The organism is Falsiroseomonas sp. (assembly GCF_051860665.1).
Lineage (GTDB): Bacteria > Pseudomonadota > Alphaproteobacteria > Acetobacterales > Acetobacteraceae > Falsiroseomonas.
The window spans coordinates 13452-32075 of sequence record NZ_JBHYDM010000029.1 but is presented as its reverse complement, the minus strand read 5'-3'; the positions used below and the strand labels follow the sequence as shown (position 1 = coordinate 32075).

Sequence of the window (18624 nt, the reverse complement as noted above, 5' to 3'; positions counted from 1 at the left end):
GCAGAGTCGCGGATCCTGCCCAGGGTGGGCGGGGCCCCTGCGGGCCTGGTTGATGTCGGGCCGCAGGCCCAGTTTTTGGAGCGGGTCGTAGACCCGACGAGGAGAGAGGCACCGTGGCGCGTATCGCCGGCGTGAACATCCCAACCAACAAGCGGGTGCTCATCTCGCTCCGCTACATCTATGGCATCGGTCCGCAGAACGCGAAGGTGATCTGCGAGCAGCTCGGCATCCCCGAGGATCGCCGCGTGAACCAGATGACGGACGAAGAGATCCTCCGCGTGCGCGAGCTGATCGACCGGGAATACCGCGTCGAGGGCGACCTGCGGCGTGAAGAGGCGATGAACAAGAAGCGGCTGATGGACATGGCCTGCTACCGCGGCCTGCGTCACCGCAAGGGCCTGCCGGTCCGTGGCCAGCGCACGCATACCAATGCGCGCACCCGCAAGGGCAAGGCCGTGGCGATCGCGGGCAAGAAGAAGGTGACGAAGTAAGATGGCTCGCGAACCTCGCGCCGGCGCCGGCTCCCGCCCCCGCAAGAAGGAGAGGAAGAACATCTCCTCCGGCGTGGCGCATGTGCTCGCCTCCTTCAACAACACCGTGGTGACCATCACCGACGCGCAGGGCAATGCCATCGCCTGGTCGTCGGCCGGCAGCCAGGGCTTCAAGGGCAGCCGCAAGAGCACGCCCTATGCCGCCCAGGTCGCCGCCGAGGACGCCGGCAAGAAGGCGCGCGAGCACGGCATGGAGACGCTGGAGATCCAGGTCTCCGGTCCGGGTTCGGGCCGCGAATCCGCGCTGCGCGCGCTGCAGGCCGTCGGCTTCTATGTCACGGCCATCCGCGACGTGACGCCCATCCCGCACAATGGCTGCCGCCCCCGGAAGCGCCGCCGCGTCTGATGTGACGCGGCTGGTGCATCGGTGCAGGCAGGGGAATAGACCGTGATCGAGAAGAACTGGCGTTCGCTGATCGAGACCAAGAAGGACGTCGAGCTCGGCGCCGATCCGACGCGGCTCGCGACGCTGATCGCCGAGCCGCTGGAGCGCGGCTTCGGCATGACGCTGGGCAATGCGCTGCGTCGCATCCTGCTGTCCTCGCTCCAGGGCGCGGCCGTGACCGCGGTGCGCATCGACGGCGCGCTGCATGAATTCAGCAGCCTGCAGGGCGTGCGGGAGGATGTGACCGACATCGTCCTGAACGTGAAGCAGCTGGCCGTGCGCATGCAGGGCGATGGCCCGAAGCGCCTGCAGCTGACCGCGACCGGCCCCGGTGAGGTGACCGCCGGCCAGATCCAGACCACGGGCGACATCGAGATCGCGAATCCGGACCTGGTGATCTGCTCGCTCGATGACGGCGCCAAGCTGTCCATGGAGCTGACGGTCGACACCGGCAAGGGCTACGTGCCGGCCAGCGAGAACCGCCCCGAGGATGCGCCGATCGGCCTGATCCCGATCGATGCCATCTACTCCCCGGTGCGCCGCGTGGCCTACCAGGTGCAGCCGACCCGCGTCGGCCAGAAGACCGACTACGACAAGCTGGTCCTGACGGTCGAGACCGACGGCACGGTGACGCCGGAGGATGCGGTCGGCATCGCCGCGCGCATCCTGCAGGAGCAGCTGCAGCTCTTCATCAACTTCGAGGAGCCGCGCCAGCGTGTGGTGGAGGAGATCCGCGACGACCTCCCCTTCAACCGCAACCTGCTGCGCAAGGTCGACGAGCTGGAGCTCTCGGTCCGTTCGGCGAACTGCCTGAAGAACGACAACATCGTCTATATCGGCGATCTGGTTCAGAAGACCGAGCAGGAGATGCTCCGCACGCCGAACTTCGGCCGCAAGTCCCTGAACGAGATCAAGGAAGTCCTCGCCTCCATGGGCCTCGGCCTCGGCATCACCGTGCCGGGCTGGCCGCCCGAGAACATCGAGGACCTGGCGAAGAAGCTCGAAGAGCCCTTCTGAGGGCGGCTTCGGGCGGGCGGAGGGGCAGTCACGCTCCCCGACTAAGAGTGTGAAACTGCGCTGCACAAATACACCGGGTCCCCGCCGAGGCGGGGGTTCGGGTTCTCTAAGGAAACAGGACCATGCGTCACGGCGTATCCGGCCGTAAGCTCGGCGTTACCACCAGCCACCGGCTCGCGATGCTCCGCAGCATGGCGACCGCCCTGCTGAAGCACGAGCAGATCTCCACCACCCTGCCGAAGGCGAAGGAGCTGCGCCCCTATGTCGAGCGCATCATCACGCTCGGCAAGCGCGGCGACCTGCACGCCCGCCGCCAGGCCTATGCGCAGATCCGCGACCCGAAGGTGGTCGACAAGCTGTTCTCCACCATCGCGGATCGCTACAAGACCCGTGCCGGCGGCTATACCCGCGTGCTGAAGGCCGGCGTCCGCTACGGCGATGCGGCCGATATGGCGGTGATCGAGCTGATCGAGCGCGATGTCGCGGCCAAGGGCCTCGACAGCGGCCCGCGGCCGGAGACGGTGCCGAGCGAGGCGGACGAGGCGTAAGCCTCTCCCCCTTACCGAGCCGAGAGATAGGGCGCCGCAAGGCGCCCTTTTTCATGGGCGCCAGTTTCATGCGTGCCACCCATGGGTAAATCCTGTCACCGCCATAGGTTCATCCGGGGTTGAGGCCATGATTCCGGTTTCGCTATGGTTCGCGCAGCAGGCCGGCGCACGGGCGTTGTGGCCTGGTGGCAATGCAGCGGGATGCGTGGCGGATGGCGAAGGAACCGGCGGATCGGCTCAGCACGCTGAATGACAATCTTCTGGACCAGGTAACGGGCGGATGGGTGCCCCCGGGCCTGATCATCGCGACAAATCCGCACGCCTTCCCGGATGGCCCGCAACCGCCGAACCTCGACGACACCATCGTCAGCACCGACCGTGCGAACGTGATCAATGCCGGCGGCGGGGCCGATGGCATCGTCACGGGCGACTACCAGGACTTCATCCATGCGGGTGAAGGCGCCGATTCGGTGCTCGCGGGCGGCGGCGACGATGTGATCCGCGGGGAGCAGGGCGCCGACCTGCTCTTCGGCGAACGGGGCAATGACCTATTCCTCTGGCGCAGCGGCGACGGGGCTGACACCATCGTAGGGGGGCAGGGCACCGATACACTGGGGCTGACCCTCAACGCGCAGGTCTCGCTCGAGGATGTCTTCGCCGGCCTGCAGATGGCGCCCGGCGGCAGCGCGCGGATCGAGGGCGATCGCATTGTCCTGGAGGGCGAGGCGGCGACGCTGACCGTCGAGGGCACCCGGCTCTCCCTGTTCCAGATCGAGTATATCCAGCTCACGGTGGAATCTCTGGAAGGCTTCGCCGGCAACGACATCCGGACCGGCCATGACAGGGCCCAGATCCTGACCGGGGAGGGCGGGGACGATACGCTCGAAGGGGCGGGTGGGCAGGATACGATCGCCGCCGGCGCGGGCGATGACGTCATCGTCTGGTCGCCCGGCGACGGCAATGACTGGGTTTCGGGCGGGGATGGGCGCGACACGCTGCTGCTCAACCTCCCCATCTCCTATCCGCTGGAGCAGGTACTGGCGGGCATCGAGATGGCCGAGGGCGGTCCACGCCCCACAATCGTCGGGGACCAGATCTCGCTGCAGGGGGCGGGCACCCTCACCATCGGCGGCGAGACGATCCAGTTCTCCGGGATCGAGAGCATCCGCCTCTCGCCGGTCGCGGCGGGCACGGCGGAGCGTGACCTGATCCTCGGGCGCTCGATCGGCGAGGCGATCACGGGGGAGGCGGGCAACGACACCCTGATCGGCCAGGGCGGGGCGGACCGCATCGAGGGGGATGCGGGCTCCGACCTGATCATCTGGTCGTCCGGCGATGGCTCGGACACGATCGATGGCGGGACCGGCGTGGACACGCTGCGGCTGGAGGATTCCGGCTTCGCGACGGCGCAGGACCTGCTTGGCGCCATGGCTCTGCGGCCCGGCAGCCCGATGCCCCTGATCCTGCCCGATGGCCGCCTGCAGGTCGCTGGCGCGACAGGCACGATCGTCGTGCAGGGCCAGATCATCGAGTTCAGCAACATCGAATACATCGAGCTCGGCGGCTACATGTACTTGGAGGGCCGAGGGGGCTGATCCGCGGCGGCTGGATCACTCCTCCCGCGCCACATGCCGCCGCAGTTCCGGCCCGGGCACCAGGCAGGTCTCGGTCCGCCCGAACAGGCGGTAGCGGTTGCGGGCGAGGCGGTCATAGAGCCAGTCGCGCAGCCGCTTCGGCACATGCCGCAGATGCCGCGCCCAGCCATGGCGCGGCAGCCGGGACAGCACCTGGATCGCCGCATCGGACTTCATATAGGCGATGCCGTCGATCACCACGGCATTGCTCTCCGGCATCACCGGGTCGATGCCCAGCAGCCCCGCCAGGCGCCGGCCCAGGGGATCCTGCACGGCGGTGAATCGGAAGCGCGCGGCCGGGTCCCGCGCCGCAACGAAGCGGAAGGCGGCGGAGCAGATCACGCAGACGCCGTCATAGAGCACGGTGCCATCCGGGATATCCCGCACCGGCCGTGGCGCCCAGCGATCCTGGCTCATGGCCGCCGCGCCCCGCGCAACTCCAGCCGCGTCAGCCAGAAGCCCGCGCCGATGATGATGGCCACCCCCAGCAGCATCCCCGGCTCCGGCACCTCGTCGAAGACCAGCCAGCCGAAGAGGATGGCCCAGAGGATCATGGCATATTGCCAGGGCACCACGACCGGCGCCGGCGCCAGCGCCAGGGACCGGGTGACGGCCAGGTGCGCCGCCACCCCCACCACGCCCAGCAGCATCAGCAGTCCCGCATCCACCCAGCTCACCGGCACCCAGCCGAAGGGCGCCAGCACCAGGCCCAGGATCAGCGCCGCGCCCATCTGGTAGGTGGCCAGCACGGTGGCGGAGGTGCCGCGCAATTCCCGCGTCGCCAGCAGATAGCCGGAATAGAGCAGGGTCCCGCCGATCGCGACCAGCGTCGGCAGCACGCCATTGTCCAGCCCCGCGCCGAGGGCCACCACCACGCCGACGAAGCCCAGCACCACCGCCGCGAAGCGCCGGCGCTCCAGCCGCTCCCCCAGCAGCAGGGCGCTGCCGAGCGCGACATAGATCGGGGTGGCCATCCAGAAGGCCATGGTATCGGCCAGCGGCATCATGGAGACCGCCCAGTAGAAGGCCGAAACCTCCAGCGTGCCGCAGGCGATCCGCACCATCTGCAGCCGGGGGCGGGGCGGCCGCAGCAGGTGCTCCGCCCCCTCCCGCGCGATCAGCGGTGCCAGCACCAGCAGGGCGGCGAGGCTGCGCAGCACCAGCACCTGCGCCACGGCATAGGTGGCGACCAGCCATTTGCCGAGCACATCGTTCAGCGAGAAGCCCAGTACCGCCACCGACATCAGCAGGATGCCGGCGAGGTTGCGGTTGGCGGCCTGTCTGGGCATCCGATTCAGACCTCCGGTGCTCGGCCCGTGCCGGGCCTGCGCCCTGCGGTCATCGGATGCCTCACTCCGCGCGGATATTCGCCTCGCGCACCAGGCGCGCCATGCTCTCGCGCCCCTCGGTGACGAAGCGGGCGAAGTCGGCGGGGCGGGTGGCCATGGGAACGCAGCCGATCTGCACCAGGCGCTCCCGGATGGCCGGCACGGCCACCGCCTCCACCAAGGCATCGGACAGCGCCTGCACCACGGCCGGCGGCGTGCCGGCGGGGCCGAACAGGCCCGCCCATTCATTGGACTCGAAGCCCGCATAGCCGGACTCGGCAATGGTCGGCACATCCGGCCGGCTTTCCACCCGCGCCAGCGTCCCCACCGCCAGGAAGCGCGCCCGCCCCCCATCGGCCACCGGCCCGGCGGAGACGAGGGTGGTGAAGACCGCGTCGATGGCCCCCGAGGCCAGGTCCTGCGCCGCCGCCGCGCCGCCGCGATAGGGCACGTGGATCACCTCGATGCCCGCCCGCTTGGCGAAGGCCACCAGCCCGAGGTGGCCGGCGGTCGCATTGCCCTGCGTGCCCACCGTGATCGCCCCCGGCCGCGCCTTCGCCGCCGCGACGAATTCCGCCAGCGTGGTCGCGGGGAAATCGTTCTTCACCGCGATGGCGGAGGGGAAGGTGACGACCAGGCTGATCGGCGTGAAGGCCGTGGCATAGTCGAAGGGCAGCCGCGGCAGCAGCGAGGGATTCACGATGTGGGAGGAGGCATCCCACAGGAAGCTGTGCCCATCCGTGGCGCGCGCGATCTCCCCGCCGCCGAGGCTGCCGCTGGCGCCGGTGCGGTTCTCCACCACGAAATTCTGTCCCAGCTTCTGCCCCATATGCGGCGTGATCACCCGCGCCGCGCTGTCCGCCGCGCCGCCGGCGGCGAAGGGCACGATCATGCGGATGGAACGCTGCGGCCAGGCGGCCTGGGCGCGGGCCTGACTCGCCAGGGCAAGGGCAGGGGCGGCGGCCAGCAGGGCGCGGCGGGTCGGGTGCATGGGGTCTCTCCAGTCAGGGAATTGGGTCAGCCGACCTCGATCTTCGCGTCGCGCACCAGCCGGCCCATGATCTCCCGCTGCTCCGCCACATAGCGGGCGAAGACGGGGGGTTCGGTGCCGACCGGCAGCGCGCCCAGCGTCTCCAGCCGCGCGCGGACATTGGCATCGGCCAGCGCATGCCGGGCCGCCTCGTAGAGCCGCTGCGTCACGGCCGGCGGCAGGCCGGCGGGGGCATAGAGGCCGTTCCATTCGTTCAGCTCATAGCCGGCAAAGCCCTGCTCGGCGACGGTCGGAACCTCCGGCATGCTGGGGATGCGCGTGGCGGTGCTGACGGCCAGCGCCCGCAGCCGCCCGTCCCGCGCCAATTGCAGGGAGGAGGAGACGGTGCCGAAGACGAAGCTGATGGCGCCGCCGAGCAGGTCCTGCAGCGCCGGCGTGCCGCCGCGATAGGGCACGTGCTGGATCTCCAGCCCTGCCCGGTTGAGAAACAGCGCCGCCGCCAGATGCGCGGCCGTGGCATTGCCCGAGGACCCGTAGGACAGCGTGCCCGCTCGCGCCTTCGCCCATTCGACGAATTCCGGCAGCGTCTTCGCCGGCACCACGGCCGGGTTCACCACCAGCAATTGCGGCAGCACCACCACCTGGCTGACCGGGGTGAAGGCGGTGGCATAGTCGAAGGACAGGCCGCGCAGCAGGTGCGGGTTCACCGTATGCGCCAGGGCGTCGATCATGATGGTCTGGCCATCCGGCGCGCTGCGCGCCAGCTCCGCAGCCGCGATGGATCCGCCGGCCCCGGCCCGGTTCTCCACCACCACCGGCTGGCCGAGGAAGGCCCCCATGGGTGTGGCCAGGAGGCGGGAGGTGGTGTCCACGCCGCCGCCGGGCGGGTAGGGGGCCAGCAGGCGGATCGGCCGCGCCGGCGCCCATTGCGCCGCCGCGCCTCGCCCCAGGAAGGGCACGGCCAGCAGGCCGGCGCCGAGGCCGCGTCGGGTGAGGTTGGTCATGGCGCGATCCTCCGCATTGCTTGCGCGCAACATGCCCGGGCGCACCGGTTCCCGCCACCCTGGATCGGGCTAGAATGGGCCGATGAGCAAAGCGCCCGATCTCTTCGGCAGCGTCGCGGCCGAGGCCCCGGCCACCCCGCCCGGCCCCCGCCCCCTGGCCGACCGGCTGCGGCCGCGCCAGCTGGGGGAGGTCGTGGGCCAGGACCAGCTGGTGGGGCCGGAAGGCGCGGTCACCGGCATGCTGGCCCGTGGCAGTCTTTCCTCCATCATCCTCTGGGGGCCGCCGGGGGTGGGGAAGACCACCATCGCGCGGCTGCTGGCGGAAGCGGCGGGCCTGTCCTTCGTCGCGCTCTCCGCCGTCTTCTCGGGCGTCGCCGATCTCAAGCGCGCCTTCGACGAGGCGCGGGCCAGGCGGTCCAATGGCCGTGGCACGCTGCTCTTCGTGGACGAGATCCATCGCTTCAACCGCGCCCAGCAGGACGGTTTTCTGCCAGTCGTCGAGGACGGGACCGTCACGCTGGTCGGCGCGACGACGGAAAACCCCTCCTTCGCCCTGAACGGCGCGCTGCTGTCGCGCTGCCAGGTGCTGGTGCTGAAGCGGCTGGATGCGGCGGCGCTGGCCGACCTCATGGCCCGTGCCGAGGCCGAAGAGGCGCGCACCCTGCCGCTGACACCGGAGGCGCGCGACAGCCTGGCCGGCATGGCGGATGGCGATGGCCGCTACCTGCTGAACATGGTGGAACAACTGCTGTCCCTGCCGCCGGGCGGCCCGCCGCTGGACCCCGCGGCGCTCGCCGCGCTGCTGGCGAAGCGCGCCGCGCTGTATGACAAGGATCGGGAGGAGCACTACAACCTGATCTCCGCGCTGCATAAATCGCTACGCGGCTCGGACCCGGATGCGGCGCTCTACTGGTTCGCGCGCATGCTCACGGGTGGCGAGGACCCGCGCTACATCGCCCGCCGGCTGCTGCGTTTTGCGAGTGAGGATGTGGGGATGGCCGATCCCCGGGCGCTGCAGATCGCCCTGGCGGGGTGGGAGGCCTATGAGCGGCTGGGCTCGCCGGAGGGGGAGCTGGCGCTGGCGCAGGTCGTCGTGCATCTCGGCACAGCTCCGAAGTCCAATGCGCTCTATGCCGGCTTCGGGGCCGCGATGCGCGCCGCGAAGGAAACCGGCAGCCTGATGCCGCCGCCGAATATCCTGAACGCGCCGACCAAGCTGATGAAGCAGCTCGGCTACGGCGAGGGCTACGAATACGACCACGACGCCGACGAAGGTTTTTCCGGTGCCGACTACTGGCCGCCGGGGATGCAGAGACAGCGCTTCTACAGCCCGACCGAGCGCGGCGCGGAGGCGGCGGTGGCGGCGCGGATGGCGGAATGGGATGCGCTGCGCAAGCGGAAGCGCAAGCGATGAAGCCGTCACGCACCAAAAGCCCTCTCCCCCCAGCGGGGGGAGAGGGTTGGGTGAGGGGGGCCTCGGCGTCGCAGGCGCATCATCGCCCTCGCGCAGCCGAGGCCCAGCCCGCGTGAAAAACCTCCTCCTCGTCGCCCTCGGCGGCGCCCTCGGCTCCGTCCTGCGCTACGCCATCTCGCTGCTCGCCGTCGAACAGTTCGGCACGGCCTTTCCCTGGGGCACGCTCGCCGTGAATATCCTGGGCAGCGCCGCCATCGGCCTGGCGGCCGCGCTGGGCGTGCAGGGGGAGTTGCGGCTGCTGCTGGTCACCGGCGTGCTCGGCGGCTTCACCACCTTCTCCGCCTTCAGCCTGGAGACGGGGCTGCTCTTCGAGCGCAGCCCCTGGCTCGCCGCTGCCTATGTCGCGGCCTCCCTGATCCTCGGCCTGGCCGCCTTCGCGCTGACCTACGGGCTATTCCGCCGGTAGCCTATTCATCCGCATCCACGGCATTCGCCATGAAGCGGCGCCGATGCAGCGCGGCGCTGCCGAACTGGTTCGCCAGCACCATCGCCTTCCGCAGATACAGGCCGACATCGTATTCGTCGGTATAGCCGATGGCGCCATGCAGCTGCACCGCGGCGCGCGTCACCAGCAGCGAGGCCTCCGCCGCCCGCACCTTGGCCCGCGAGACGGCCGCGCGGCGCGCGGCGGGGGCCGCGCCGGCATCGAGCGTGGCGGCCGCGGCCTCCACGCTGGCGCGGGTCAGCGTCACCTGGATCTGCAGATCCACCGCGCGGTGCTGCAGCGCCTGGAAGCTGCCGATCGGCTTGCCGAATTGCTGGCGGGTGCGGAGGTAGTCGAGCGTCATCGCGAAGGCGCGCTCCATCACGCCCAGAAGCATGGCGGCGGTCGCCAGCGTCGCCTCGTCCAGCGCCTGTGCCAGCGCCGCTTCGGGCAGTGTGCCGATGCGGGTGCCGGGGCCGGCGACGGTGCCGTAGTGCCCGCCATCCTGGGTCTCGACGATCTCGGGCTTCGCCTCCACCGCATGCAGCGCGAGGCTGCCCTCCTCCCGCACCGGGAGCAGGAAGCGCGATGCGCCGGCCGCCATCGGCACGAAGAGTCGCGCCGCATCCGGCGTGCCCGGCGCCTCCAGCGTGTCGGCGCGTTCCTGCCAGGCGACCAGCGGCAACGCCTCGCCGGCCAGCAGCGCCTCCAGCCCCGTGGTATCGCCGCATCCCGCCAGCAGCGCGGCCGAGAGCACGCCCGGCACCAGCGGCTCCGGCGCCAGGCCGCGGCCGAGCTCCTCCGCCAGCGCGCAGTATTCGGCCATGCCGAGGCCGATGCCGCCGAGCTCTTCCGGCACGCGCAGCCCGACCCAGCCCATCTCCGCCATCTGCCGCCACAGCGCGGCATCGAAGCCGGGCCGCGTGAAGCGCAGCGCGCGGACTCGGGACAGGTCGCCGCCGCGCGGGGCGACGGCGCCGGCGCTGTCACGGATCATCTCGACCATGCTCATGCGACGATGCCCGCCTGGGCCAGCCGCTCCGCCTCCGTGGCCTCCGTGCCGAGCCACTCGGACAGCACCTCCGCCGTATGCTGCCCCAACCTGGGCGGCGCGCGGGTATAGGCGACGGGCGTGTCGGAGAAGCGCACGGGGTTGGCGATGGTCGGCGCGCCATCCGGCGTCTGCGCAAAAACCTCGCGGTGCCGGATCTGCGGGTCTTCCGCCACCGCGGCGAAATCGTTGATCGGGCCGGAGGAGACGCCGACGGCGTTCAGCGCATCCATCCACTCCCGCGCCCGCCGTTTCAGGAAGGCGTCCTGCAGGATCGGCAGCAGCACGTCCCGATGCGCCATGCGCTGCGGATTGGTGGCGAAACGCGGGTCCGCCGGCACGCCCAGCACCTGGCAAAGATTGGCGAATTGCCGGTCATTCCCCACCGCCACCATCAGCGGCCGGTCGGCAGTCGAAAAAGCCTGCCAGGGCGTGTTGATCTGCGAGGCCGTGCCCGCCCGCACCGGCATGCGGCCGGAGACCAGGTGGTTCATCGCGATATGCGAATGCGCCGCCACCTGCGCATCCAGCAGCGCCAGGTCGATATGCTGCCCCTTGCCGCTCACCGTATCCCGGTGATGCAGCGCGGCCAGGATGGCGACGGTGGCATACATCCCCGCATTGATATCCGACACGCTGTAGCCCACCACGGCGGGGCCTTCGCCCGGCTCGCCATCGGCCACGCCGGTCACGCTCATCAGCCCGGACATCGCCTGGAAGATCGGGTCGTAGCCGGGCAGGGCGGCATAGGGGCCGGACTGGCCGAAGCCGGTGATGGAGCAATAGACCAGCTTCGGATTCACCGCGGCCAGTGAGGCGTAATCCAGCCCGTATTTCTTCAAGCCGCCCGTCTTGAAGTTCTCGATGAAGACATCGGCCTTGGCCGCCATGGCGCGCAGCAGCGCCGCGCCCTCGGGCTTGGCGATATCCAGCGCGATGGAGCGCTTGTTGCGGTTCATCGCCAGGAAGGACGACGTCTCCCCGACCGGCTTCCCATCCGGCCCGGTCTTGCGAAACCCCATGCGCCGCACATCGTCGCCGCCGCCAGGCTGCTCGATCTTCACCACCTCCGCGCCGAAGTCGCCCAGCATCTGCGCCGCCCAGGGCCCGGCGAAGACGCGCGTCATGTCCAGCACGCGGATTTTTGGGAGCGCACTCATGCAGGAAGTTCCAGAAGGCTGCGGGACAGGACATTTCGTAAAATTTCGGAGGAGCCGCCGAAGATGGTCGAGGGCCGCGCCAGCAGGAATTGTCCGGCGGGATGCAGCGCCGGGCCGGGCATCGGATGCAGCAGCCCCGCGTTCTCACCTGCCATCTCCAGCTGCGCATCGGTGATGCGCTGGAACAGCTCTGTAGCGACGATCTTGAGGATCGAGACCTCCGCCCCCAGCGTCTCGCCGCGTTTCAATGCCGCCGAGTACCGCTCGTACAGCGCCTTCAGATCCGCCAGCTCCAGCCGGAAGCGCGCATACTGATCGAGGAAGGCCGGATCCTCCGCCCGCCCCATCGCCTCCGCCAGCCGCTTCAGGGCGGCCAGCCCGTTGGCGGAGAGGCGGGGGGAGCCGATGGCGATGCGCTCGAACCCCAGCAGCGCCTTGGCATAGGTCCAGCCCTTGTTGACCTCGCCCACCAGCATGTCCTTGGGCACGCGGACATTGTCGAAGAAGACCTCGCAGAACTCGTCATGCAGGTCGAGGTTCAGGATCGGCCGCACGCTGATGCCAGGGCTGTCCATCGGCAGGAGCAGGAAGGAAATGCCCTCCTGCTTCTTCACGGACTTGTCCGTGCGGGCGAGCACAAAGATCCAGTTGGCGTCGTTGGCGAAGGTGATCCAGGTCTTCTGGCCGTTCAGCACCCAGTGGTCGCCGGCATCCACCGCCTCCAGCCGCAGCGCCGCCAGGTCCGATCCCGCATTCGGCTCGGAATAGCCCTGCGCCCAGATATCCTCTCCCGAGAGGATGCGCGGCAGGAAGCGCGCCTGCTGTTCGGCGGAGCCGTGCTTGATGAGCAGCGGCCCCAGCATCAGCACGCCCATGTCGCTGATCCGCGGCGCGCCATGGCGCTCCAGCTCCTCGATCAGGATCAGCTGCCTGGCCGCATCCAGCCCCATGCCGCCGTGTTCCACCGGCCAGGCGGGCGCCAGCCAGCCCTTCTCGGACAGTTTCAGGTACCAGGGCTTATTGTCCCGCCAATGCAGGCGGCGCTGCGGGTGGCGCAGCTCGGGCGGGCAGTTCGCCTCGATCCAGGCGCGGACGTTTGTGCGGAAGGCCGCCTCGTCCAGCGCATCCAGGCTCTCGGCCATTTTTCCCCCGTTTAGGTCAATTGCATGACCTTTATCCAGCGCCTGCGCGACTGTCCATCCCGTGCTATGGCCCGTTGCATGACCGTGCAGTTGAAGAAAGTCGCCGCCGATGAGGGCGACACCCGTCTGGACCGCTGGCTGAAACGCCATGTGCCGGCCCTTACCCAGGGCGCCGTGCAGAAGATGCTGCGGACCGGCCAGATCCGCGTCGATGGCAAGCGGGCGGAGGCGAATACCCGCCTGCTGGCGGGTCAGGAGGTCCGCATCCCGCCCATCGCCGAGAACCCGAACGCCGCCTTGCCGCGCACGCCAAAACCGGTGGATGAGCGGGACGCCAAGGCCCTGCTGCGGATGATCATCCACAAGGATGCCGAGGTGCTGGTGCTGGACAAGCCGCATGGCCTGCCCGTGCAGGGCGGCCCGGGCATCACCAAGCACCTGGACGGGATGCTGGACGCGCTGCAGCTGGATGCCGCCGAGCGCCCGCGCCTGGTGCATCGCCTCGACCGCGACACCTCCGGCGTGCTGGTGCTGGCGCGCACCGTGGGCTCGGCCGCGAAACTCGCCGCCGCCTTCCGCACGCGGGAGGTGGAGAAGACCTACTGGGCCGTGGTCCTCGGCGAGCCCAGCCCGCCGGCCGGCCGCATCAACATGGCGCTGATCCGCCAGGGCGGCCCGCGCGGCGAACGCACGGCGCCGGCCGAGCAGGGCGATGACGGCGTCCATGCCATCACCGATTTCCGCACGCTGGACGCCGTGCGCCGCAAGGCCGCCTGGCTGGAGATGAAGCCGCTGACCGGCCGCACCCACCAGCTGCGCGTGCATGCGGCGGAGGCGCTGGGCTGCCCGATTGTCTCGGACGGCAAGTATGGCGGCATGGCCGCGCATATGGAGGGGCTGCCCGCGCAGCTGCACCTGCATGCCCGCGCGCTGCGCCTGCCGCATCCCACCGGCGGCTACCTGGAAGTGGCCGCGCCCCTGCCGCAGCACATGAAGGAGACCTTTGCCTTTCTCGGCTTCGAGGCGCCGCGCACGCCAAAGCCGCGCCGGGTGAGTTGAAGGGCGCGGCCGCATTCTGGTGACCTGGGGATGGTAGGATGGCGCCCATGATCGCTCCCACCGCCTCCCCCCGCCGCCGGCGCCGCTGGCCCTGGATCCTCCTGGCCGTCGTCATCGGCCTGTCGGCGATCGGCCTCGGCGCCGCGCTGCTGCTGCTGGATGCCGAGTCGCTGCGGCCCCGCCTGGTGTCCGCGGTGGAACGCGCCACCGGCCGCAGCTTCACCGTCGGCGAGATGCGCCTCGCCCTGTCGCTGGTTCCCACCGTGGAGCTGCGCGACGTCGCCCTCTCAAACCCCGAGGGCGCCAGCCGCCCCAATATGCTGACCGCCAGCCGGGTGCAGGTGCAGGCCGCGCTGCTGCCGCTGCTGTCGCGCGAGATCCGCATCTCCCGCATCGAGCTGGAGCAGCCGGACCTGCTGCTGGAGGTCGATGCCCAGGGCCGCGGCAACTGGCAATTCGCCCGCGCCCCGCGCGAGGCCGCCCCCGCCGACCCTGCCCCGGAACAGGCGGTGCGGGAGGCGCTGGCCCTTGGCGTGGACGCGCTGCGGCTGGAGCGCGGCCGCATCGGCTGGCGCGATGCCCGCAACGGCATGGCGGAGACGGTGGAGATCACCCGCCTCGACGCCACCGCGCCGCTCGGCGGCGGGATGACCGCACAGGGCGAGGTGGTTTTGCGTGGGCAGGCCGTTGCGCTGCGGGCCGAGACCGGCGGCCTCGCGGCCTTCGGCGGGGCTGAGGCCTGGCCGATCACCGCGACCTTCGGCATCGCCGGTGCCGAAGCGAAGGTGAACGGCACGCTCACCGGCCAGGCCTGGACCGGCACGGCGGAAGCGCAGGTGCCGGAGCTCGCGCGGCTCGCTCCCCTGGTGCCGGGCACCACCCTTCCGCCGCTGCGCGCGGTGACGGCCTCCGCCGCCGCCTCCGGCACCGGCGGCGCGGTGTCCGAAATCCGTGACCTGAAGCTGGCGGCCGGTGAATCGGATCTCGCCACGCTGCGCCCCGGCCTGGTCCTGCGCCGCGCCGAACTGGCTGCGCCGGGGCTGGAGACGCCGATCACCCTCTCGGGCGAGCTGGTGCTGGATGGCCAGCCGCTGCGCCTGGCCGGCACCGCCGGCACGCCCGCTCTGCTGCTGGCGGGCGCCACCGGCCCGCTGCCGCTGGATCTGCGGCTGGAAGGGCAGGGGATCGCCGGCACGGCCCGCGGGACCATCGCCCAGCCGCGCACCCTGCAAGGCCTGAACCTCGCCGTGACGGCGGAGGCGGCGGAGCTCGCCCCCTTCGGCCTGCGCGGCGCCGGGCGCATCGCCGGGCAATTGGCGATGCCGGGCCCGGGGCTGGCCGGCGGCGCCCGCCTCACCGGCCTGACCGCCAGCCTCCCGGCCGCCGAGATGCAGGGCGAGCTGGCGCTGGCCGGCGGCGCGCGCACCAATGTCACCGGCAGCCTGGCCTTCTCCCGCCTCGATCTCGATGCGCTGCTGGCGGCGAGGGCGCCCACGGCCCCGGCGGCGCCTGGCACCGCTGCGGCGCCGGCCCCCACGCCCGCCCCGGCGCCGGCCGACAGCCGGATGATCCCGGCGACGCCGCTGCCCTTCGCGGCGCTGCGCGGCTTCGATGCCGACCTCCGGCTGACGGCCCCTGCCGTCACCTATGGCGGGCAGTCCTGGCGGCAGGTCTCGGCGCGGCTGGTGCAGGAGGCCGGCAAGGCCCGGCTGGCGCCCCTCTCGGCCCAGACACCCGCCGGCCCGCTGGCGCTGGAGATCGAGGCCGATGCCACCCAGACCCCGCCGCAGCTGCGCGTGGTGGCGCGCTCGCCGGGCCTCGACCTCGCTGCGCTGTCCCGCGCGGCGGGGCGGGACCCGCTGCTGAATGGCCGCGCCCAGCTGGATGCGGACCTGTCCGGGCAGGGTGGGGATCTGCGCGCCGTGGCGGCGACGGCGGGCGGGCATCTGGGGCTCGCCTTGGTCGATGGCAGCGTGCCGCGCCGCCTGCTGCGCGCCCTGCCGCAGCAGGTGCTCGGCGCCGTGCTGCCCGCCGGCGATGGCGACATTCCGCTGCGCTGCTTCGCGCTGCGGGCGCCCGCCGGCGGCGGCGTGCTGCGGCTGGAGACTCTCTATGCCGAGGGCGCGCTCGGGCGGGTCGGCGGCCCCGGAACCATCGACATGCGGGACGAGACCCTGGCCGTGCGGCTGCAGACGGATCTGCGCACCGCGCGCATCGCGCTGCGCGCGCCGGTGAATATCGCCGGCCGCTGGAACGCGCCGCGCGTCGGCGTGGAGCCCAGCGCGGCGGCGGCGGCGGGCATCGGCGCCTTCCTCTCGCAGCAGGAAACGCCGGATCGCAACCTGCAGGCCCTCGCGCAGATCCTGGGCGCCGCCGGCAATCGCGGCGCGGCGGCGCCCGCCCTCGGCAGTTGCGAGCCCGCCCTGGCGGCGGCGCGCGGCGGCGCGGAGGGGCCGGCGCCGACCAGCGCCGGCGCGCCGGAAGCCCCGGCGGCGGAGGCGGCGCCCGAGCCGGCGCAGCGCGCCCCGAATGCGGCCGACCTGCTGCGCGGGCTGCTCGGCCGCTGACGGTTCCCAAGTGGCGGCTTCCGGCCTAAGGAAAAGGCAGGGAGTTGAACGATGAACTGGAACCGCGTCCTGGGCGCGCTGCTGAACGGGGCCACCCGTCCGCCGCGCCGCCGCCGCCGCACCGGCCTGTCCATGGGCGGCGGCAATGTCGCCCTGGCCCGCAGCCTGGCGCGGCTGGCGACGGTCGCCATCGAGGCGATGTCCCGCCCCAGCCAGCCCGCCCCGCCCGCGCCGCGCCAGGCGCCCCGAGGCCGCACGGTCGCCCCCCCGGCCCGCTCCGCCCGCCTGCCCGAATGGACCGCCGCCCCGGCGCCGGCGCCCAGCCCCTATACCCAGCCGGCCGCGGAAGCCGAGGCAGCGCCGCCGGTGGAGGAGGCCGAGGGCCTGCTGCTGATCCGCGCGATGATCGCCGCCGCCAAGGCCGATGGCGTGGTGGAGGCCGCGGAGCGCCGCGCCATCGCGGAACAGCTGGACGGTGCCGGGCTGGATGCCGAGGAACGCGACTTCGTCCTGGCCGATTTCGAAAACCCTCTGACGCCCGAGGCCCTGGCTGCACAGGCGACCGACCCGATGATGCGGGCGCGGCTTTATGCCGCCGCGGTGGCGGCGATGGACGAGATCACGGCGCCGGAGCGCGCCTGGCTGGACCGTCTGCGGCAGGCGCTCGGCCTGGACCGCCAGGCGGCCTCCACCATCGAGGAAAGGCTTGCGGCATGACCGGCACGGATGGGCTGACCCAGGACCAGCGCGCGCTGCGCGACCGCGCCCGCGAATTGGCCCGGGAAGCCGCGGCCCAGGCGGCGGAGACCGACCGCAGCGGCCAGTATCCCTGGCCGATGGTGAAGCGCATGGCGGAGTCCGGCTTCACCGGCCTGACCATTCCGCGCGAGTTTGGCGGCCCCGGCGGCTCGGTTCTGGATGCCGCGCTGGTGGTGGAGGAATTCTCGAAGGCCTGCGCCGTGTGCGGGCGGATCGCGGTGGAGGCCAATATGGGCGCGGTCGGCGCCATCATGGCCTATGGCACCGAGGCCCAGAAGAAGCTGGCCGCCGGCCTGGTGCTGGCCGGCGACAAGCCCGCCATCTGCATCACCGAGCCCGAGGCCGGCTCCGCCGCCACCGAGATGGCGACCACGGCGGAAAAGCGCGGCGACCGCTGGGTGATCAATGGCCGCAAGACCTGGATCACTGGCGGCGGCGTTTCCAGGCTACACCTGATCTTCGCCCGCGTGCTGGAGGACGGCGCTTTTCGCGGCATCGGCGGCTTCCTCGTGGTGCGCGATGAGGCCGGGTGTCCTGAGGGGCTGATCGTGTCCCGGCGAATCCCCTCCCTCGGCCTCTGCGGCATGCCGGAGGCGGAACTGGAATTCCGGGACCTGGAAGTGGCGGACGACATGGTGCTGCGCGCGCCGGGCGGCTGGCAGCGCGGTTTCGGGCGGCTGATCGATGCCTATAACGGCCAGCGCGTCGGCGCCGCGACGGTCGCCCTCGGCCTGGCCGCCGGCGCCTATGAACACGCGCTCGGCCGCGCCAATGACCGCCGGCAATTCGGCCGGCCGATCGCGGAATTCCAGGGACTCGGCTGGATGCTGGCCGATATGTCGATCGAGGTGGAGGCCGCCCGCGCCCTGGTGCATCGCGCCGCCCGCAGCGCCGGCCCGGCCGGCTTCCCGGACCGCCTGGCCGCCGCACAGGCCAAGGTCTTTGCCAGCGAGATGGCGATTCGCGTCACCAACAACGCGCTGCAGGTCTGGGGCGCCGCGGGCTATTCCAAGGACAATCCCATGGAGCGCTACCTGCGCGACGCCCGCATGTTCGCCATCGCCGGCGGCACCGCCCAGGTGCTGCGCACCCAGGTCGCCGAGCAGATCCTCGGCCGCAAGCTGCCGCAGACCCGCGACGGATTTCTGCGGGTCATCGCGGAGGAGGGGGCCGCGGGGAAGCTCGCCGCCGACTGAGGTTGACTCATCGCCACCCGCCGCCTATTTCGCCCGCCTTCGCAGGACCATGACCATGAAGATCCGCAATAGCCTCAAGACCGCCAAGACGCGGGACAAGAACTGCATCGTGGTGCGCCGCCGTGGCCGCACCTATGTGCTGAACAAGAAGAATCCCCGGCTGAAGGCCCGCCAGGGCTGAAGCTGCGGCCCCTTCCCTGAAGGGGTGGTTCGGATTCGTGGCGGCCCGCCGGGGGGCCCCCCCGCCGGGCGGGCCGCGATTTTGGGGCGCGCCCGGTAAAGCCCCACCCGGGCACCCGCGCCCCGGGGGCCCCCGGGGCGCGGCGCCCGGGGG

Annotated in this window: 19 protein-coding genes; 12 read left to right on the top strand and 7 right to left on the bottom strand. The window is 71.4% G+C overall.

The annotated features are described in order from the left end of the window. The first annotated feature begins 113 nt into the window (after positions 1-113). The 5 genes from rpsM to ACTIF1_RS21500 all read left to right on the top strand — a co-directional run bounded on the left by rpsM (position 114) and on the right by ACTIF1_RS21500 (position 4096). Positions 114-491 (top strand): 30S ribosomal protein S13, encoded by a 378-nt coding sequence (gene rpsM / locus ACTIF1_RS21520; protein ID WP_216837922.1) that lies wholly within the window; start codon positions 114-116, stop codon positions 489-491. A gap of 1 nt (position 492) precedes the next feature. Further along, the gene (rpsK, locus tag ACTIF1_RS21515) at positions 493-897 is read left to right on the top strand and encodes a 30S ribosomal protein S11 (RefSeq protein ID WP_439598514.1); all 405 of its coding nucleotides are present in this window, start codon (positions 493-495) and stop codon (positions 895-897) included. A gap of 42 nt (positions 898-939) precedes the next feature. Further along, a complete protein-coding gene (locus ACTIF1_RS21510; RefSeq protein ID WP_216837924.1) occupies positions 940-1953 on the top strand; it encodes a DNA-directed RNA polymerase subunit alpha in 1014 nt (337 codons plus the stop codon). A gap of 122 nt (positions 1954-2075) precedes the next feature. After that, positions 2076-2501: a 50S ribosomal protein L17 gene (gene rplQ, locus ACTIF1_RS21505; RefSeq protein WP_216837925.1), complete on the top strand. Its 426-nt coding sequence runs from the start codon at positions 2076-2078 to the stop codon at positions 2499-2501. Positions 2502-2713: 212 nt separating this feature from the next. Continuing rightward, on the top strand, positions 2714-4096 hold the full coding sequence (locus ACTIF1_RS21500) for a calcium-binding protein (RefSeq protein WP_439598513.1): 1383 nt from the start codon (positions 2714-2716) through the stop codon (positions 4094-4096). Between the two features lie 15 nt (positions 4097-4111). Here ACTIF1_RS21500 and ACTIF1_RS21495 read toward each other — a convergent pair whose 3' ends face one another. The 4 genes from ACTIF1_RS21495 to ACTIF1_RS21480 all read right to left on the bottom strand — a co-directional run bounded on the left by ACTIF1_RS21495 (position 4112) and on the right by ACTIF1_RS21480 (position 7458). Then, positions 4112-4552, bottom strand: coding sequence for a thiol-disulfide oxidoreductase DCC family protein (locus tag ACTIF1_RS21495; protein ID WP_439598512.1), 441 nt, complete (start codon positions 4550-4552; stop codon positions 4112-4114). After that, positions 4549-5424: a DMT family transporter gene (locus tag ACTIF1_RS21490; protein ID WP_439598511.1), complete on the bottom strand. Its 876-nt coding sequence runs from the start codon at positions 5422-5424 to the stop codon at positions 4549-4551. Before ACTIF1_RS21490 ends, ACTIF1_RS21495 begins: the two co-directional genes overlap by 4 nt. A gap of 61 nt (positions 5425-5485) precedes the next feature. Next, the gene (locus tag ACTIF1_RS21485) at positions 5486-6454 is read right to left on the bottom strand and encodes a Bug family tripartite tricarboxylate transporter substrate binding protein (protein ID WP_439598510.1); all 969 of its coding nucleotides are present in this window, start codon (positions 6452-6454) and stop codon (positions 5486-5488) included. A 26-nt stretch (positions 6455-6480) separates the two neighbouring features. After that, complete coding sequence (locus tag ACTIF1_RS21480) at positions 6481-7458, bottom strand: Bug family tripartite tricarboxylate transporter substrate binding protein (RefSeq protein ID WP_439598509.1); 978 nt, start codon at positions 7456-7458, stop codon at positions 6481-6483. 82 nt (positions 7459-7540) lie between these two features. On the opposite strand from ACTIF1_RS21480, the gene ACTIF1_RS21475 reads away from it, so the two are divergent. Beyond that, complete coding sequence (locus ACTIF1_RS21475) at positions 7541-8872, top strand: replication-associated recombination protein A (protein ID WP_439598508.1); 1332 nt, start codon at positions 7541-7543, stop codon at positions 8870-8872. A 112-nt stretch (positions 8873-8984) separates the two neighbouring features. Further along, the gene (locus ACTIF1_RS21470; RefSeq protein WP_439598507.1) at positions 8985-9338 is read left to right on the top strand and encodes a fluoride efflux transporter FluC; all 354 of its coding nucleotides are present in this window, start codon (positions 8985-8987) and stop codon (positions 9336-9338) included. A 1-nt stretch (position 9339) separates the two neighbouring features. Here ACTIF1_RS21470 and ACTIF1_RS21465 read toward each other — a convergent pair whose 3' ends face one another. From ACTIF1_RS21465 to ACTIF1_RS21455, 3 genes are read right to left on the bottom strand one after another with little or no spacing between them, the layout of a single operon-like run. Further along, entirely contained in the window at positions 9340-10368 is a 1029-nt protein-coding gene (locus ACTIF1_RS21465) for an acyl-CoA dehydrogenase family protein (RefSeq protein WP_439598506.1), read from the bottom strand. Further along, positions 10365-11567, bottom strand: a complete 1203-nt coding sequence (locus ACTIF1_RS21460; RefSeq protein WP_439598505.1) for a CaiB/BaiF CoA transferase family protein — start codon at positions 11565-11567, stop codon at positions 10365-10367. Before ACTIF1_RS21460 ends, ACTIF1_RS21465 begins: the two co-directional genes overlap by 4 nt. After that, positions 11564-12709 carry an acyl-CoA dehydrogenase family protein gene (locus ACTIF1_RS21455; protein ID WP_439598504.1) on the bottom strand — a complete coding sequence of 382 codons (1146 nt, stop codon included), beginning with the start codon at positions 12707-12709 and terminating at the stop codon, positions 11564-11566. Before ACTIF1_RS21455 ends, ACTIF1_RS21460 begins: the two co-directional genes overlap by 4 nt. A gap of 78 nt (positions 12710-12787) precedes the next feature. Between ACTIF1_RS21455 and ACTIF1_RS21450 the strand changes: the two genes are divergently transcribed. Genes ACTIF1_RS21450 through ykgO form a run of 5 tightly spaced genes read left to right on the top strand, consistent with a single transcriptional unit; the run spans position 12788 to position 18471 of the window. Beyond that, positions 12788-13768: an RluA family pseudouridine synthase gene (locus ACTIF1_RS21450; RefSeq protein ID WP_439598503.1), complete on the top strand. Its 981-nt coding sequence runs from the start codon at positions 12788-12790 to the stop codon at positions 13766-13768. A 47-nt stretch (positions 13769-13815) separates the two neighbouring features. Further along, a complete protein-coding gene (locus ACTIF1_RS21445; RefSeq protein ID WP_439598502.1) occupies positions 13816-16335 on the top strand; it encodes an AsmA family protein in 2520 nt (839 codons plus the stop codon). 51 nt (positions 16336-16386) lie between these two features. Then, positions 16387-17052: a DUF533 domain-containing protein gene (locus tag ACTIF1_RS21440; RefSeq protein ID WP_439598501.1), complete on the top strand. Its 666-nt coding sequence runs from the start codon at positions 16387-16389 to the stop codon at positions 17050-17052. After that, positions 17049-18290 carry a 3-sulfinopropanoyl-CoA desulfinase gene (gene acdA / locus ACTIF1_RS21435; RefSeq protein ID WP_439598500.1) on the top strand — a complete coding sequence of 414 codons (1242 nt, stop codon included), beginning with the start codon at positions 17049-17051 and terminating at the stop codon, positions 18288-18290. The genes ACTIF1_RS21440 and acdA overlap by 4 nt, the downstream gene beginning before the upstream one ends. Positions 18291-18345: 55 nt before the next feature. Next, complete coding sequence (ykgO, locus tag ACTIF1_RS21430; RefSeq protein ID WP_168050529.1) at positions 18346-18471, top strand: type B 50S ribosomal protein L36; 126 nt, start codon at positions 18346-18348, stop codon at positions 18469-18471. Positions 18472-18624 lie beyond the last annotated feature (153 nt).